At 46.8% G+C, this 13,473-nt stretch carries 15 protein-coding genes; 4 read left to right on the top strand and 11 right to left on the bottom strand.

What is annotated here, in order from left to right:
• Window positions 1-62 precede the first annotated feature (62 nt).
• The 3 genes from AC3FZD_RS09320 to AC3FZD_RS09310 all read right to left on the bottom strand — a co-directional run bounded on the left by AC3FZD_RS09320 (window position 63) and on the right by AC3FZD_RS09310 (window position 3,403).
• Complete coding sequence (locus tag AC3FZD_RS09320) at window positions 63-1,382, bottom strand: chorismate-binding protein (protein ID WP_488739869.1); 1,320 nt, start codon at window positions 1,380-1,382, stop codon at window positions 63-65.
• 109 nt (window positions 1,383-1,491) lie between these two features.
• A complete protein-coding gene (locus tag AC3FZD_RS09315; protein WP_488739868.1) occupies window positions 1,492-2,484 on the bottom strand; it encodes a pentapeptide repeat-containing protein in 993 nt (330 codons plus the stop codon).
• Between the two features lie 58 nt (window positions 2,485-2,542).
• Window positions 2,543-3,403 (bottom strand): hypothetical protein, encoded by an 861-nt coding sequence (locus AC3FZD_RS09310; RefSeq protein WP_488739867.1) that lies wholly within the window; start codon window positions 3,401-3,403, stop codon window positions 2,543-2,545.
• Window positions 3,404-3,724: 321 nt separating this feature from the next.
• Between AC3FZD_RS09310 and AC3FZD_RS09305 the strand changes: the two genes are divergently transcribed.
• Both AC3FZD_RS09305 and AC3FZD_RS09300 read left to right on the top strand, forming a co-directional pair.
• Window positions 3,725-4,651: a histone deacetylase family protein gene (locus AC3FZD_RS09305; RefSeq protein ID WP_488739866.1), complete on the top strand. Its 927-nt coding sequence runs from the start codon at window positions 3,725-3,727 to the stop codon at window positions 4,649-4,651.
• 42 nt (window positions 4,652-4,693) lie between these two features.
• Entirely contained in the window at window positions 4,694-5,314 is a 621-nt protein-coding gene (locus AC3FZD_RS09300) for a Uma2 family endonuclease (RefSeq protein ID WP_488739865.1), read from the top strand.
• Window positions 5,315-5,537: 223 nt separating this feature from the next.
• Here AC3FZD_RS09300 and AC3FZD_RS09295 read toward each other — a convergent pair whose 3' ends face one another.
• From AC3FZD_RS09295 to AC3FZD_RS09275, 5 genes are all read right to left on the bottom strand, one after another.
• Window positions 5,538-6,218, bottom strand: coding sequence for an HAS-barrel domain-containing protein (locus AC3FZD_RS09295; RefSeq protein ID WP_488739864.1), 681 nt, complete (start codon window positions 6,216-6,218; stop codon window positions 5,538-5,540).
• Between the two features lie 91 nt (window positions 6,219-6,309).
• Window positions 6,310-6,495: an NAD(P)H dehydrogenase subunit NdhS gene (locus AC3FZD_RS09290; protein ID WP_488739863.1), complete on the bottom strand. Its 186-nt coding sequence runs from the start codon at window positions 6,493-6,495 to the stop codon at window positions 6,310-6,312.
• 31 nt (window positions 6,496-6,526) lie between these two features.
• Window positions 6,527-7,798: a rod shape-determining protein RodA gene (rodA, locus tag AC3FZD_RS09285; RefSeq protein ID WP_488739862.1), complete on the bottom strand. Its 1,272-nt coding sequence runs from the start codon at window positions 7,796-7,798 to the stop codon at window positions 6,527-6,529.
• An 83-nt stretch (window positions 7,799-7,881) separates the two neighbouring features.
• Complete coding sequence (locus AC3FZD_RS09280; RefSeq protein ID WP_488739861.1) at window positions 7,882-8,961, bottom strand: Mrp/NBP35 family ATP-binding protein; 1,080 nt, start codon at window positions 8,959-8,961, stop codon at window positions 7,882-7,884.
• 91 nt (window positions 8,962-9,052) lie between these two features.
• The gene (locus tag AC3FZD_RS09275) at window positions 9,053-9,580 is read right to left on the bottom strand and encodes an SRPBCC family protein (RefSeq protein WP_488739860.1); all 528 of its coding nucleotides are present in this window, start codon (window positions 9,578-9,580) and stop codon (window positions 9,053-9,055) included.
• Between the two features lie 363 nt (window positions 9,581-9,943).
• On the opposite strand from AC3FZD_RS09275, the gene AC3FZD_RS09270 reads away from it, so the two are divergent.
• Together AC3FZD_RS09270 and psb29 are read left to right on the top strand one after the other, a co-directional pair.
• On the top strand, window positions 9,944-10,306 hold the full coding sequence (locus AC3FZD_RS09270; protein ID WP_488739859.1) for an STAS domain-containing protein: 363 nt from the start codon (window positions 9,944-9,946) through the stop codon (window positions 10,304-10,306).
• A gap of 189 nt (window positions 10,307-10,495) precedes the next feature.
• Complete coding sequence (gene psb29, locus AC3FZD_RS09265) at window positions 10,496-11,224, top strand: photosystem II biogenesis protein Psp29 (protein WP_488739858.1); 729 nt, start codon at window positions 10,496-10,498, stop codon at window positions 11,222-11,224.
• 67 nt (window positions 11,225-11,291) lie between these two features.
• On the opposite strand, the gene cpcF is transcribed toward psb29, so the two are convergent.
• The 3 genes from cpcF to cpcA all read right to left on the bottom strand — a co-directional run bounded on the left by cpcF (window position 11,292) and on the right by cpcA (window position 13,388).
• A complete protein-coding gene (gene cpcF / locus AC3FZD_RS09260) occupies window positions 11,292-11,921 on the bottom strand; it encodes a C-phycocyanin alpha-cysteine-84 phycocyanobilin lyase subunit CpcF (RefSeq protein ID WP_488739857.1) in 630 nt (209 codons plus the stop codon).
• A 19-nt stretch (window positions 11,922-11,940) separates the two neighbouring features.
• Window positions 11,941-12,783, bottom strand: a complete 843-nt coding sequence (gene cpcE / locus AC3FZD_RS09255; protein ID WP_488739856.1) for a C-phycocyanin alpha-cysteine-84 phycocyanobilin lyase subunit CpcE — start codon at window positions 12,781-12,783, stop codon at window positions 11,941-11,943.
• 116 nt (window positions 12,784-12,899) lie between these two features.
• Window positions 12,900-13,388: a C-phycocyanin subunit alpha gene (gene cpcA, locus AC3FZD_RS09250; RefSeq protein WP_488739855.1), complete on the bottom strand. Its 489-nt coding sequence runs from the start codon at window positions 13,386-13,388 to the stop codon at window positions 12,900-12,902.
• Between the last annotated feature and the right edge of the window lie 85 nt (window positions 13,389-13,473).

Raw genomic sequence — 13,473 nt, 5'->3', positions numbered from 1 at the left:
TAGAGGAGTGCGGGTATCTTGCTGGCTTCGGTTTTCCCCTGCACCGAATGGGATCTGACCAATTATTCTAAAACTAAATTGGTTAGCATGGTGTTCATTTTATTCATGGATTCAATATACTCATTATGGGCAATAGATTCGGCCATAATTCCTGCACCCGCATTCAGATAAATCCATTCTCCATACTGATAAGCTGACCGAATAGGAATAGCTAAATCTGCTTCTTCTTGAGAATTAATCCAACCGATCGCCCCCGCATAAATGCCCCTGGGTTCGTTTTCTAGGCGATCGATCCAGGCGATCGCCACCTCCTTATCAATTCCCGAAACCGTCACCCCTGGAAACAAAACCTTCAGCGCATCCCAGAGCGATCGATCCTGGGCTAATTCACCTTGCACCCTAGAGGATAAATGCTGCACCCATCGGTACTGCTTCACTTGCATAAAATCCACCACTTGCACCGTTCCCGGTGTGCAAACCTGCTGCATTTCATCCTGCACTAACCAAATCGATAGAGCATGTTCTTTAACTTCCTTCGCATCCGCAAATAACTGGCGTTTAAGCTGTTCATCAGCTTCTAGGGTTTCTCCCCTCGGACGAGTCCCCGCCACAGGATTAGTGATTAACCTTCGTCCTTTTAAGGGATGATGGGATAATTGCATCAAAATTTCTGGACTAAATCCCACTGTCCGCACTCCAGGCAGTTGCAACCCATAGGAACGAATGGCCTGATTCTGTTGATTGCCGAGAATATAGGTTCCTAAAATATCTAAATTGCCCTTAAGTTTCACGGAGCGAGATAAAATGGCTTTGTGTAATTCCCCCTGATGAATTGCCTTTTGCAAGGTTTCTACCTGGGTTTGGTAATGATTTTGATCGGTAAATACCCATTCAGGGGTTGGACAAGATTGAGTTCTTAAATCCTGTGACTTCTGTAACACCTTACAAACGGCTTCAGGAGACTCTAAGGTACGCACGAGAATCTCATCCGGGCGAATCCTCACTTCTGTTGCAGGCACAAAAAAATACAGCAGGGGGCCGGCGATCGCCTTTTGATAGGGATAATAATAGCGGACTAAATCAAAACTCACATAACCATAAGCCGTCCAGTCATCAAGGGGAATCGAGGCTAACATCTGTTCCACCTGCTTTAAGGGGTCATCCACAGGAAAATACCGATCCTTAACCAGCCCTTGAAGCGTCACCTGTTGGAGATCCACCGAAACACAGATCGCCCGATTACCCGCAAACCGTAACTCCTCCTCACTCTGATACACACCGTATTCAGAAAAGAGCCTAGACTCAATTAACGTCTGTAATACACCTAATGGTTCCCTCTGACCAGGGAGTAACACTTCATTGTAAGTCCAGGTTCTGCCCATGTTTGGTAAAAGACAGTGAGGGTTGAGAGGGAACATTGCCGCTATAGGCCCTTTCGATTGTCCCATCTATCGCCAACTCTGGTCAATTTAATTCAGAATGCTCTGGTCATCAACGATTAATCGAACCATCCGGTAAAGTTGCCCCCCGCAAGGTTGCCCCCATCAAATTAGCACTACTTAACTCCGCATTAAACAAATTCGCCTCCGCTAAATTCGCCCCACTCAGATCCGCTCGTCCCAAATAAGCCTCAATCAATTCTGCCTTCTTCAGCGTGGCATTACGGAACGTTACCCGACTCAAATCCGCCCGATTCAAACGCGCCATCGTCAAATCCGACTCATTCAGATTGACTCGATTCATCTTTGCACCCGCTAACAGAGCGCCCCGTAAATTCACCCGCGTTAAATCCGCATCAATCAAATTCACCCGTTCCATCTTGGCATCGCTCAAATTGGCATAGCGTAAATTCGCCTGACTGAGCATCGCTTCCGTTAAAAAAGCCCCCTGCAAATTCGCTCCTTGCAAATTCGCTCCCGTTAAATCCGCCTCTCGCAACGTCGCCTCACTTAAATTCGCTTCCCTCAGATCTACCTTAGACAGATCAGCTCCTGACAAATTCACACCCCGTAAATCTGCCCGATGTAGGGTTGTGCCCCGTAAAAAAGACATATAAGCCCGGCGTTCTTCCCGTAAATTTGCCCCCCTTAAACAAGCCCCCGTTAAATTGGCTCCACTCAAATCTGCCCCACGCAAATCCACTTCCATTAAATTCGCATCCACCAAATTAGCCAGAGTTAAATCCGTCATCCGCAGATCCGCTTTATACAGAGTAGCCCCATGTAAATCGGCATCATGCAATTTAGCTGAAGTCATATGGGCTTGGGTTAAATTCGCGCCCCCCAATTGAGTCCCCATTAAATTCGCCCGATTTAGGTTGGCTCGGTTGAGATAAGCAAACCTCAAATTCGCTCCTTGTAAATCTGCTTGGTACAAGTAAATCCCAATTAAATCGGCTCCTCTCAAATTGGCGCGATTGAGCTTTGCACCGGCAAATTTTTGCTCTCCAGCTTCATAGCGCTTAATTAATTCTTCTGCATTCATACTCCCTCTTGATTCCCGTAATAAGTACAAATTCCATCAACTTCAATCTATCTTGTTCTTAGGAAGGTGATATCCGACGAGTGGATTCTTGCTCCCCTGAGCTAGAGGAAGAGTCAGGGGCATTTTCAAGGATTACGCTCGTTAACTCATCCCGATTACGGTAAGCATTGGCTTGATGTACAGCATCTTCCATTCCCGGTTCCCAATCTTGATAAAAGCGCCCCATACATTGGATAATGGCTCCAGCCGCTTGATTGCATTCACTCGGTTCATCTTCAGCATGATTAGCCGTGGTGCAAAGACAGGCTTCTAATTTCTCTAAGGTTTCACACTGCTCATAGATGGTATAAAGTAGGCTATCTAGATTGTCTGCTTTCAATTTGACCCAATCCTGTTCTTCTAAACGTTTTTTTTGGTGTAAGGCTGAAAATAATAGGATTTTCGCCCTGAGAGGATTGGTATATCGCATCAGTTCTAAACGGAGATTGAAAGGATCATAACCCGTCCGAATTTGATAGTTTACGGGAGGATCAACAATTGGGGGAGAACTGGGGAGGGGTTGATGGGAAGCTAGGGTAATATGGGTTGGGGGTGCAGCATAGACTTGGGTTACTTCCTCGGTATCAGGATAGACTTTGCCTAGGATCAGAATAATACTGTTGCCGATCGCCTGATACTCTTGTTTTTTGTTCAGAGTATTGGCAATCCGTTGTAAAGCTTCACTGAGATCTTCTAGGGTGGGATATTTATTAATCACTGATTCGAGTAGGCTTGTTAAAGCTATTGCTCGTAAGCGTTTGGCATCATTTTCCCAAATATCTTGCCAGGCACATACAAGCATTTTTTTCATCCGCAGGGCTTCGGGATGACGTTCGATTTCGTTGCTGATTTGCGGTAGAGCGGAGGGTAGGGAAAGCATGATGAGTAGAAGTCGTGTTCTTTTGGCTTGGGAAAGTGATGGCGGGTAGGGTAAATCCCGTAATTCCCCATAAGGGGGTTGGCTTTTATTTTAATACCAGTTGTTAATGCTGCATCGATCCTTTAGAAAAGCTTACAAATTCAGTGGGGGGGGTTGGGGAATGGGGGAATGGGGGGAGTGAATAGACTCATAACCTGTTAATTGTTAATTGTTAATTGTTTCGGCTCTTGCTGATATGAAAATTGTTAATTGAATGCTAAAGACGGTCTAGGGCTATAAAATAGAAACTCAATTAAAGCAGGTGAGCGATCGGGAGTTTGTATGGTATTTCCAATTATTTATTCTGAGGAATTTTTACGTCATGATACGGGACGACATCCGGAGAGAGCGGAGCGTCTTGGGGCGATCGCCACTTTACTTAAATCCAGTCTATGGGCCGAATCTCTCGATTGGCAAGCACCGACTCCGATACAGGAGCGTCCCGTTTTACCTTGGATAGAACAGGTACATACAACCGAACACATCCAACGGGTGCGAGAAATTGCCGAAAAAGGAGGTGGGTTCCTCGATGGTGATACTCTGGTTTCTGCTCAGAGCTATGAGGTAGCCTTGTTGGCAGTAAATGGCTGGATCGATGGTGTAGAGAGGGTTTTGGTAACGGGTAATCCAGCGTTTGTGTTGGCTCGTCCTCCCGGACATCATGCGGAAGCGGAACGGGGAATGGGGTTTTGTTTGTTTTCTAATGCGGCGATCGCCTCTTACTATGCTTTAGCACAACCGGGAGTGGAACGAGTCGCGATTCTAGATTGGGATGTTCATCATGGGAATGGCACTCAGGCGATCGTCCAAAGTCATCCCCAAATTGCCTATTGTTCCCTGCATCAATTTCCCTGTTATCCCGGAACGGGGAGAGCAACCGAACGAGGAGAGCATGAAAATGTGTTAAATATTCCCTTACCTCCAGGATCGGCAATGTCCGACTATTGGCCCAGGTTTGAAGGTCAAGTTATCCCCTTTTTACAGCAGTTTAACCCTGATTTATTAATCGTCAGTGCTGGTTATGATGCCACTCATGACGATCCGTTAGCTGGGATGAATTTAGTGCCAGAGGATTATGGCACATTTACCCAAGCTTGTTTGCAGCTTACCTCCAAAATTCTGTTTGGCTTAGAAGGGGGTTATAATTTGTCGAGTTTGTCTGAGTCGGTGATGGCAACGATCGCTGCTTGTTTGCAAAAATTAACCTGAACGGTTATAGCCTGTTCCCCATATTCCTACCACCCCAATTTTATGAAAGTTACTGTTGATATTCCCGCGATCGCTCTAGAACAATTAATTGCTCCCACCCTAACCGAACCGCGCATTACTTTGAGCAATATTTCTTGGCAACAGTATGAAATTCTGGTTGCTACCCTCTCCCCTCGCCCCAGTTTGCGCCTGAGCTATAACCAAGAACTCTTAGAAATCATGACCACTTCTTCCCAACATGAAATGATTAAAAGTCTCATTGGCAGACTTCTGGAAACTTATGCCTGGGTAGAAAATCTCGATTTTTATAGCTATGGTTCAACCACATTTCGGAATCAAGCTGCGGCTAGAGGTTTAGAAGCCGATGAGAGCTATTGTATTGGCGAACGACGAGAAATTCCCGATCTGGCGATCGAAGTAGTGATTACCAGTGGTGGTATCGATAAACTGGAGATCTATCAAGGATTAGGAATTCAAGAAGTTTGGTTTTGGCAAGACGATCGCTTTACTCTCTATCAATTGGTGCATTCTACTACAGGATATCAAGAAATTGAACGGAGTCAACTCCTACCGAATTTGGATCTCAATCTGCTCTGTCAATTTATCGATCCCGAACAGGAACCGCAGATGGTTCGCGCCTATCATCAAGCCTTACAACCCTAGCCATACCTATTTTTACAGCGCTTCGCGCCCTCCGTGGGGGAATGGGGGAATGGGGGAGTGGGGGGAGTGAACAACAGACTCAATTTAGCTTTGGGCTATTCTGGCTATCGTTAAAAACCGCTATTTATGTACCGCATAGCAGAGGAAATTGCTATATGTACCGCATAGCAGAGGAAATTGCTATAATTGTTTCGGTTGTCAGCAAGCTAAAATTTTTTAATTTTTAATTGAGATAAACTTGGCTGAGAATATAGCGTAGGCGATCGTAATCATCTTTGAGTAAAAGGCTCAAATTTCGCCCCGCTTGCACTAACCAAGATCGTTCCGTATGACGCAGTTGGTAGATATTTCTTAGAGTCGCTGCAATCAGAGCATCAACCGGCGTTCCCGGAATTTCCAGTAAAATGCGGATAAAGTCAACTTGTTCGCTAAAGCGAATCACTTCATCCGGATGACATTGATAAACCCCTTGGTGAATTTGGGGGGGACGGGGGGGTAAATGTTGGTAAACTCTAGAGCGAGAATTCCGGGATTCTAGAGTTTCAAATCCGACGATCGCTGCTCGAAATTCAGTTTTCAGCATGGCGAAAATTTGCGGTTGTTCCGCTCGCAGTTGTTCTAGGGAGAGTCCCAAAGCTCTAGCGCGATGAATCGAATCGATGGGGGTTGTGGTGGCATGATAAACCACCGCATACACCCAATAACCTCCCTCCGTTTCTGGGGAAGTTTCTGGAGTGACACCAAGCGATCGCACCAAAGAGCCAAACGCTGGCATCATTGGAAAACTGAGATCCTCCGGTTCCAGACACTGAGCTAAAAATTCCGAAGTTGCCGTTTCGATCACCTCAGCGATGTGATTTTGGGGGCGATCGCTGCTCGAAACTTGAGGTAAGGGTAAGCGCATGGGGTGATAGGGAGATGAGGGGATAGGGGAATGGGGGGATGGGGAAATATCCAATTACCCATCACCGATTACCCATTACCAGAGCAAAACGCTACTTTGTCGTTGTGGGATCATCAATTTCCAACTCTGCCAGTCGGAAAGTGACCAACTTATCCCAATTTCCTCCCTCAAACAGTACCGCCGCCTTACCATCCGTTACCCGTTGCACTTGGCCAGTAAAGCCATAATAGATATCCCCGGCATTTTTTACTCGTACTGCTACACCTGGTAAGATCATCCTTTTTTACCTCAGTTTTATAAAATATCCATTAAAACTTTAGCCGATGTCGGTGATTGGCGACCGCTTCCACCAAGCCGATCCCCAAAAAATTGGTCAGCAGAGCCGATCGCCCATAACTCACCCAAGGTAGAGGAATTCCAGTTACCGGCGCAAGCCCAATCGTCATACCAATATTCACCATCACCTGAAATACAATCATCGACAATACCCCGATCGCCAGCAAGGAACCAAAATTATCCTTCGCATTTTGGGCAATCATCACTAACCGGAAACAAATGAGCCAAAACACCAGTAATAGAACTAGCGCCCCAATAAATCCCAACTCCTCACCGACGGCAGAAAAAATGAAATCCGTGTGTTGTTCGGGAATAAAATGCAGTTGAGTTTGGGTTCCTTGATTTAATCCCGTGCCATGGAGTTGTCCTGCCCCAATAGCAATCCGAGATTGAATCAAATGATAACCTCCACCTAGGGGGTCTTTTTCTGGGTTAAGAAATAAAATTAAGCGGTCTTTCTGGTAATCTTTCAGCAATGCCCAAAAGATTTCTCCTAAAAACCCGAAACCCGCACTTAAAACAATGGTAACGGCTGCACCAATACGCGGCCAAGGGAGACTCGTCCAGGCTAATAGGGCTAGTAAACCTGCCCAGGCAAACCAGGCTGGAATATAAAGATGAAAGAAGATAGCGGAAATTAGGGGAGAGACGAGTAAAATCAGCCAACTGGGATTAGTATTAGCCCAGTAGAGCATTCCCAAGGCGATCGCCCCAAACACCAGAGAAGTTCCTAAGTCCGGTTGCAGGAAGACTAAGGCCCAAGGAACACCGACAATACCGAGAGTTTTGATCAGGCTTGATAGGTTTGAGGCTCCATGATTATGGAGCAAGGAAGCTAGGGTAATAATTACCCCTAATTTGGCAAATTCCGAGGGCTGAATATTAAACCCACCAATGGTAATCCATCGTTGCGCCCCTAAAGCCGTTGTCCCAATAAAAATAACGGCTAATAATGAAACATTAGTAATTCCATAGATGACCCATTGCCACTGAATCAGCCGCTCATAGCGCCAACGGGCAATAAATAGAGCTAAGGTGCAACCAATCCCCCCAATAATCCAGTGTTGAAACCAATCGGTGTATTGGAGATTAAGCTGGGTTGAGCGAATCATGATCCCACCAAACAGGGTTAGGCCAATCACCAGAATCAGCAGTAACCAATCTAAGTTTTTCCAACTATTGAGTTGGGAAAGCCAGCGAATTCTAGAACCTGAGTTAGGAGAGTAAAATAGGGATCTACGCATGAGAATTAACAATTAACAATTAACAATGAATAGATGAGGGGAATTCCCCCATCTTCACTCTCTACTGCCTAAGGCGGAGTGCTTTATCCGGCCAGGACAGCAACAGATATTTTTGCAGCGATCGCCTTGGCGACCTTAACCAATGCTTGAGCTGAGGCCGATTCAGGATCGCTCACTACAATCGGTAAGCCGCGATCGCCACCTTCCCGTAAAGATATTTCTAGGGGAATACAGCCGAGCAGGGAAACCCCCAATTCTTCCGAGGTTTTTGCGCCCCCTCCCGAACCAAAAATGTCATATTGGCGATCGGGCAGATCCGGAGGAATAAAATAACTCATATTTTCCACCATTCCCAGCACCGGAACCCCCATCTGTTCAAACATTTTCAGCCCCTTGCGCGAGTCAAGAAGGGCTACATTTTGGGGGGTAGTGACAATAATAGCACCAACCATAGGAACGGCTTGAGTCAGGGTTAATTGGGCATCTCCGGTTCCGGGGGGCATATCCACAATCAGATAATCCAACTCGCCCCAGTCCACCTGATAGAGGAATTGACGAATCACCCCATTAAGCATGGGGCCGCGCCAAACCACCGGTTGGTCTTTTTCAATCAAAAAGCCCATGGAAACCAGTTTCACTCCATGATTAAAAGCCGGTTCTAGGACTTCTTTGCCCCCTCTTTCTTGTACCCTCACCTGGGCGGAGTCCAAGCCTAGCATCATAGGGGCATTGGGGCCATAGATATCTGCATCAATTAATCCCACTTTGGCCCCCGTTTGGGCCAGGGCAACAGCCACATTCACCGCGACCGTACTTTTCCCCACACCCCCTTTACCACTGGAGATAGCAATAATATTTTTCACTCCTTCGATGCCTTGGCGATCGGGTAGAGTATTCTTAGCTTGGGGCGTTTCTGCCGTCACCTCAATATTTACCCCTTGCACCCCTGGAATTTGTTTCACCGCTTTTGTACAGTCTTCCACAATAAATTCCCGCAGGGGGCAAGCTGGAGTGGTCAGCACCAAGGTAAAACTCACATTGCCCTGAGCATCAATCTGAATCTGGCGAATCATATTCAATTCCACCAGACTTTTCCGCAATTCTGGGTCTTCTACAGGTCGGAGAACTTCTAAAACGGATTGGGGATCGAGGGTCAAAGTCATAATGATTTGCTATTGGCTGTTGATTATTCCGGCGTACTTATAAAATCTTAACGCTCTTGGGCAGTTCTCATAGGTTTTCATACAGGTTGACTTAAAATCCAAAATCTACAGAATTTCCTGGCTGGGTTTTCTTTCCAGGGTCTCCTTGAAGGGCGGCTTTCTCGGCCGCTTTGGCTAGAGCTTCAGCGACTTTAGCTGCATAGGGACGAATAAACGACCAAATTACAGGAGAGAGCCACCCTCGCAGGGTAACCGAGTAGGAGATGCGAGTGCCCCAAACTGTGGATTCGACTTGGTAGATGATTCTCTCTTCAATTCCGGGCATAGCTAGAATTCTAATGCTCAAGAGTTCCCTGGGTCTGACTCGTTCGACAAAAATGCGGATGGGAATTGGGCTTAACCTGGTCACCGCGCGAAAAATCAGTCCTGGTTTAGGAACCAAACCCCTAGGGACATTGGTTCGGGCTAAGAGGGGATGCCAAGAGACATCAGCGAAATCAACCACGGTTTGCCATAGATCATCGACCGAAGCTGAACTAATGACACGATAGGTTTTGGCTAGGGTACAGCGAACTTTACGGCTGTTGCGACCCCAGAGCTTAGACAAAAAATCTGGCATTGTCTATTCAATACTCACACTAAAAAATAAAGGGATGATAGATATACAGTTAGATTTGAGCCGGATTAGGCGGTTTGAAGGTTAACTGGGATAGGCAGTGGGTCATTCACGCTAGGTTAACATTGGATGTGAGTTCTTCGGATCATGGATTAAGAATTATTGCAATTATTGGGTGGCGGAGGTTGGCCAAGTAACTAAGGGGCTGCCCGATTTGCCCGAAATGGGGATAAGAGGGTCTGATTTTGAGGCTTCAATGCAGGAAGTCTGAATTTATTATGGGTCTAAGGCTTGTTCCAAGTCGATTTGAGATACTACAATCAACCCAGAAGTCCACAATTCCTATAGAGAAGGTAGACGATCCAAATGGAGCAAAAAACACACGAAACTGAAGATGGAACAACGGTTATTGTTTTAACGCCAACCGGACGTTTGGATATCACTACAGCCTGGCAATTTCGTTTGAAGCTACAGGAATGTATTTCTAAGCTCAGTAGGCATGTGGTAGTGAATCTAGGCCAAGTAAACTTTATTGATAGCTCAGGTTTAACCTCTTTGGTGGCTGGGATGCGTGATGCGGAAAAGGTTAAAGGCAGTTTTCGGATCTGCAATGTTCATCCAGAAGCTAAGTTGGTGTTTGAAGTAACGATGATGGATTCTGTATTTGAAATTTTTGAAACGGAAGGTGAAGCGTTAGAGGGAGTGCCAAGGGTGAATATGAATAGTTGATCGAGAGGCGGGCAACGTTGGGTTATGCTAAGGGAGGTAAGGTGGTAACTGTTTTTGTCTCTAATTAGGCATAACAAACTGTCTTAGCCTCCTTTTGATTCTTTGACTGGCCAGGGTTATAGACTCAACTCTTGGCAAAGTGACCTTTAGGGGTGACAATGGGATCACCCACTCTTGATAATTGTAGCTGTGAATACTGTCCGCACTGTCTCAGACACTAAGCGATCGTTTTATACTCATCATGCTCGTCCGATTAATTCTATCTACCGCCGTGTGGTAGAGGAGTTGATGGTAGAGATGCATTTACTATCGGTCAATGTGGACTTTGAGTATGACCCTATATATGCTCTTGGGGTTGTTTCGTCCTTTGACCAGTTTATGGAGGGATATTTACCGGAGGGTGATAAGTCTTCTATTTTTGCGGCTTTGTGTCAAGCGTTGGAGGGCGATGCTAATGGGTATCGTGCAGATGCCCAAAAAGTTCAGGAACAGATTAAGAATTGGTCTGGAGAGGCGGTGGTGGCGCTGCTGTCCGATCCCCATCAGGGTGAAGGTGCGGATGGTCTGCGAGAGCGGTTGAAGGCGATCGCCGCTAATAGGAAGTTTAAATATAGCCGTTTATTTGCCATTGGTTTATATACTTTGGTCTCTACCGTTGATCCCGAACGTCTCCAAACGGAGGAGAGTCGTAACCAAGCTTTTGAAAAGATAGCCCAAGGATTGGGCATCTCTTTAGAGAAGCTTCAAAAGGATATTGAACTGTATCGGTCAAATCTGGAGAAGGTGAAGCAAGCTCAGGCGGTGATGAAGGATATTTTGGAGGCTGAACGCAAAAAGCGTCAGCGCGCCCTAGAGAAGGAGACTTCTGCTGCTACGGGTTCCTCTGCTGAGACGGTTGAGAAGGCTAAAGAGTCATAAAGCTCAAGCGTTATCCGGTTAGTCAGTATCCCAAGTAGGGGCGAAAAATCTTTCGCCCCTACTGCCTTTATTGGGTTTCTTTTAGGGATTGAATGGCCCAATGGATACGGGCGCGAATGCTTGGCTCTTCTTCTTTATCTTGGAGGTGCTGTAGGTAATTCAATAGGGTTGGCTGGAAGCTGGGATCGGCTGTTTGTCCCAGAGAAGCTAAACCGACTACTGCCCCATAGCGCACGACCCATTCTGGATCTTGGCTGACTTGAAATAGGGTTTCCATGACTCGCTGTTGAGCGGTAACCGAGTCAGCAGGGGGCATTTTTTGCCATTGAATCGCACCGAGTCCCCTGGCTGCTCCCCGACGAACACTCATGGAGAAGTCGGTGGTGGCTGCTTCGATCAGGGTTTCTAAGGCTTGAGGGTGGCCAATTCCAGCTAGGGCACGAATCGCCCAAGCTCGCCCACCATAGTTATAGTCGTCGAGAAGTTGGAGTAGGTCATTGACGGCTAAATCTCCAAGGGCAATTAAACCATCGACGGCAGCAACGGCGGCTCCAGGGTTGTTATAACTGAGAACGCGAATGAGGGTGGGAGCGGCGGCTGGGATCTGAGCGGCGGCTAATTGTTCGACGGCATCAACTAGGGTATCGGAGGAGTCGGCTTTTTCAATGGCTTCTAGGAGAGTGAATAAGGGAGACATTGCAATTCAAAATTATGGGTTAGAGCAGGGAGTCCATGAGGGTCATCAGATGGATGGCGGTTTGACTGGGAGGATCTTGGGGATGGCTTTCTTGGAGATGATGTTCTAAGAGTCCTTTGAGGGATATCAGTTTGAGGCTATTTTCGGCTAGGGTTTGGGCGATCGCCTCGGCAGCCGGTAAATAGCCGATCGCCCCTAAATCTGAGAGAACGGCGCGGCGCAGTTGCAGTTTATCCCCTTGCAGGGCAGCGACGAGGCGATCGCCATATTTTCTCTCTCCGGTTAACTGATAGAGAGCGCGAGCAGCTCCATATTGCTCAATTTCCAGGGGATGATTGAGAAAGGGTTGAATCTGGTCAATGGCTTCTTTTACCCCTAAAATGCCCAGGGTTTCAATCACTGCATTGTAGGGTTGAGCCAGATGGGGACAACCGGGTATGGGTTGAGCGGCTTCTAGTCCTCCAGCCAACAGGTTTAAAAGTTGGGGAATGGCGGCTTCAAAGTGGCAGCGTTCGAGGTCTTCTCCTAGTTCTCCCAGGGCTTGGGCTGCGGTTTCTCGGACATAAAAATCCGGGCAGTGCAGGCATTCAATTAAAGCGGGAATCACTCTCGGTTCGGCCAGTTTTCCTAGGGCGCGGGCTGCATTGCGTCGGAGAGCATAGCCCCCTTCTGGAGTGCGATCGCTTTCATCTTGCAGAGCAGCGACTAGGGCATCGATGGCTTCCGGCTCTTTTACTCGAAACCGTCCCAACCACCAAGCTGCATAATATCGTTCTCCTCGGTCTCCCTGAAGTAGATTTCTAATGGCCTGGTCTACGGTTAGTTGAGTGGCTCCAGAACTTGATGAGGGGGCGTTAATCATGGCCAGGGATGCAAACAAAAGAGATTTAAACACAACTGTGCCCGGAACTCCAAACAGATGTCAGCTTTTGACATTCACCTGTCTAAAGTTCCGGGCCCTAATCATTCAAGCGATGACTAGCTTAAAGCATTGATCGCATAGTCAATGTAGCTGTTAGCAGCGGTAGCACCGTCTCCGGTCAAACCATGATTAGCTTTGATGTATTTCAAAGCTTCGATGTACCAACTGGGGGACAATTCAAAAGTCCGGTTGATTTCATCGATACCAGCAATCAGATACTCATCCATGGGGCCAGTACCATTAGCGATTAAGCAGTAGGTAACCATCCGCAGATAGTAACCGATGTCACGGGCACATTTGTCTTTACCCCGTTGGTCAGCAGCATAGTTAGCACCAGACATTTGAGTGGTGTAAGGGAACTTGTTATATACCGCTTGAGCCGCTCCGCTAACGAGCTGGTCTTTTTTCTGGGTTAAGGTTTTAGCCGCATCAATGAAAGCCGAAGCTTTTTGGAAACGACCAAATGCGGTTTGGATTTCACTGTTGCTCAGAAAGCGACCTTGGGAGTCAGCAGCAGCAACTGCTTCAGTCAGAGGGGTTTTCATGGTTGATGTATCTTCCTACGAGTTGTTTTGCAAAAGTTTCAAAAATATAAATTTTGAAGCAGAATCAAGACCGAATGGGATCGGT

The organism is Roseofilum sp. KMC-1, assembly GCF_057802075.1.
This window is presented reverse-complemented; position numbering and strand designations above follow the sequence as displayed.

Coding starts and splice junctions, on each gene's coding strand:
- AC3FZD_RS09320 (WP_488739869.1), bottom strand. CDS start 1,382: ATGGGCAGAACCTGGACTTACAATGAAGTGTTACTCCCTGGTCAGAGG.
- AC3FZD_RS09315 (WP_488739868.1), bottom strand. CDS start 2,484: ATGAATGCAGAAGAATTAATTAAGCGCTATGAAGCTGGAGAGCAAAAA.
- AC3FZD_RS09310 (WP_488739867.1), bottom strand. CDS start 3,403: ATGCTTTCCCTACCCTCCGCTCTACCGCAAATCAGCAACGAAATCGAA.
- AC3FZD_RS09305 (WP_488739866.1), top strand. CDS start 3,725: ATGGTATTTCCAATTATTTATTCTGAGGAATTTTTACGTCATGATACG.
- AC3FZD_RS09300 (WP_488739865.1), top strand. CDS start 4,694: ATGAAAGTTACTGTTGATATTCCCGCGATCGCTCTAGAACAATTAATT.
- AC3FZD_RS09295 (WP_488739864.1), bottom strand. CDS start 6,218: ATGCGCTTACCCTTACCTCAAGTTTCGAGCAGCGATCGCCCCCAAAAT.
- AC3FZD_RS09290 (WP_488739863.1), bottom strand. CDS start 6,495: ATGATCTTACCAGGTGTAGCAGTACGAGTAAAAAATGCCGGGGATATC.
- rodA (WP_488739862.1), bottom strand. CDS start 7,798: ATGCGTAGATCCCTATTTTACTCTCCTAACTCAGGTTCTAGAATTCGC.
- AC3FZD_RS09280 (WP_488739861.1), bottom strand. CDS start 8,961: ATGACTTTGACCCTCGATCCCCAATCCGTTTTAGAAGTTCTCCGACCT.
- AC3FZD_RS09275 (WP_488739860.1), bottom strand. CDS start 9,580: ATGCCAGATTTTTTGTCTAAGCTCTGGGGTCGCAACAGCCGTAAAGTT.
- AC3FZD_RS09270 (WP_488739859.1), top strand. CDS start 9,944: ATGGAGCAAAAAACACACGAAACTGAAGATGGAACAACGGTTATTGTT.
- cpcF (WP_488739857.1), bottom strand. CDS start 11,921: ATGTCTCCCTTATTCACTCTCCTAGAAGCCATTGAAAAAGCCGACTCC.
- cpcE (WP_488739856.1), bottom strand. CDS start 12,783: ATGATTAACGCCCCCTCATCAAGTTCTGGAGCCACTCAACTAACCGTA.
- cpcA (WP_488739855.1), bottom strand. CDS start 13,388: ATGAAAACCCCTCTGACTGAAGCAGTTGCTGCTGCTGACTCCCAAGGT.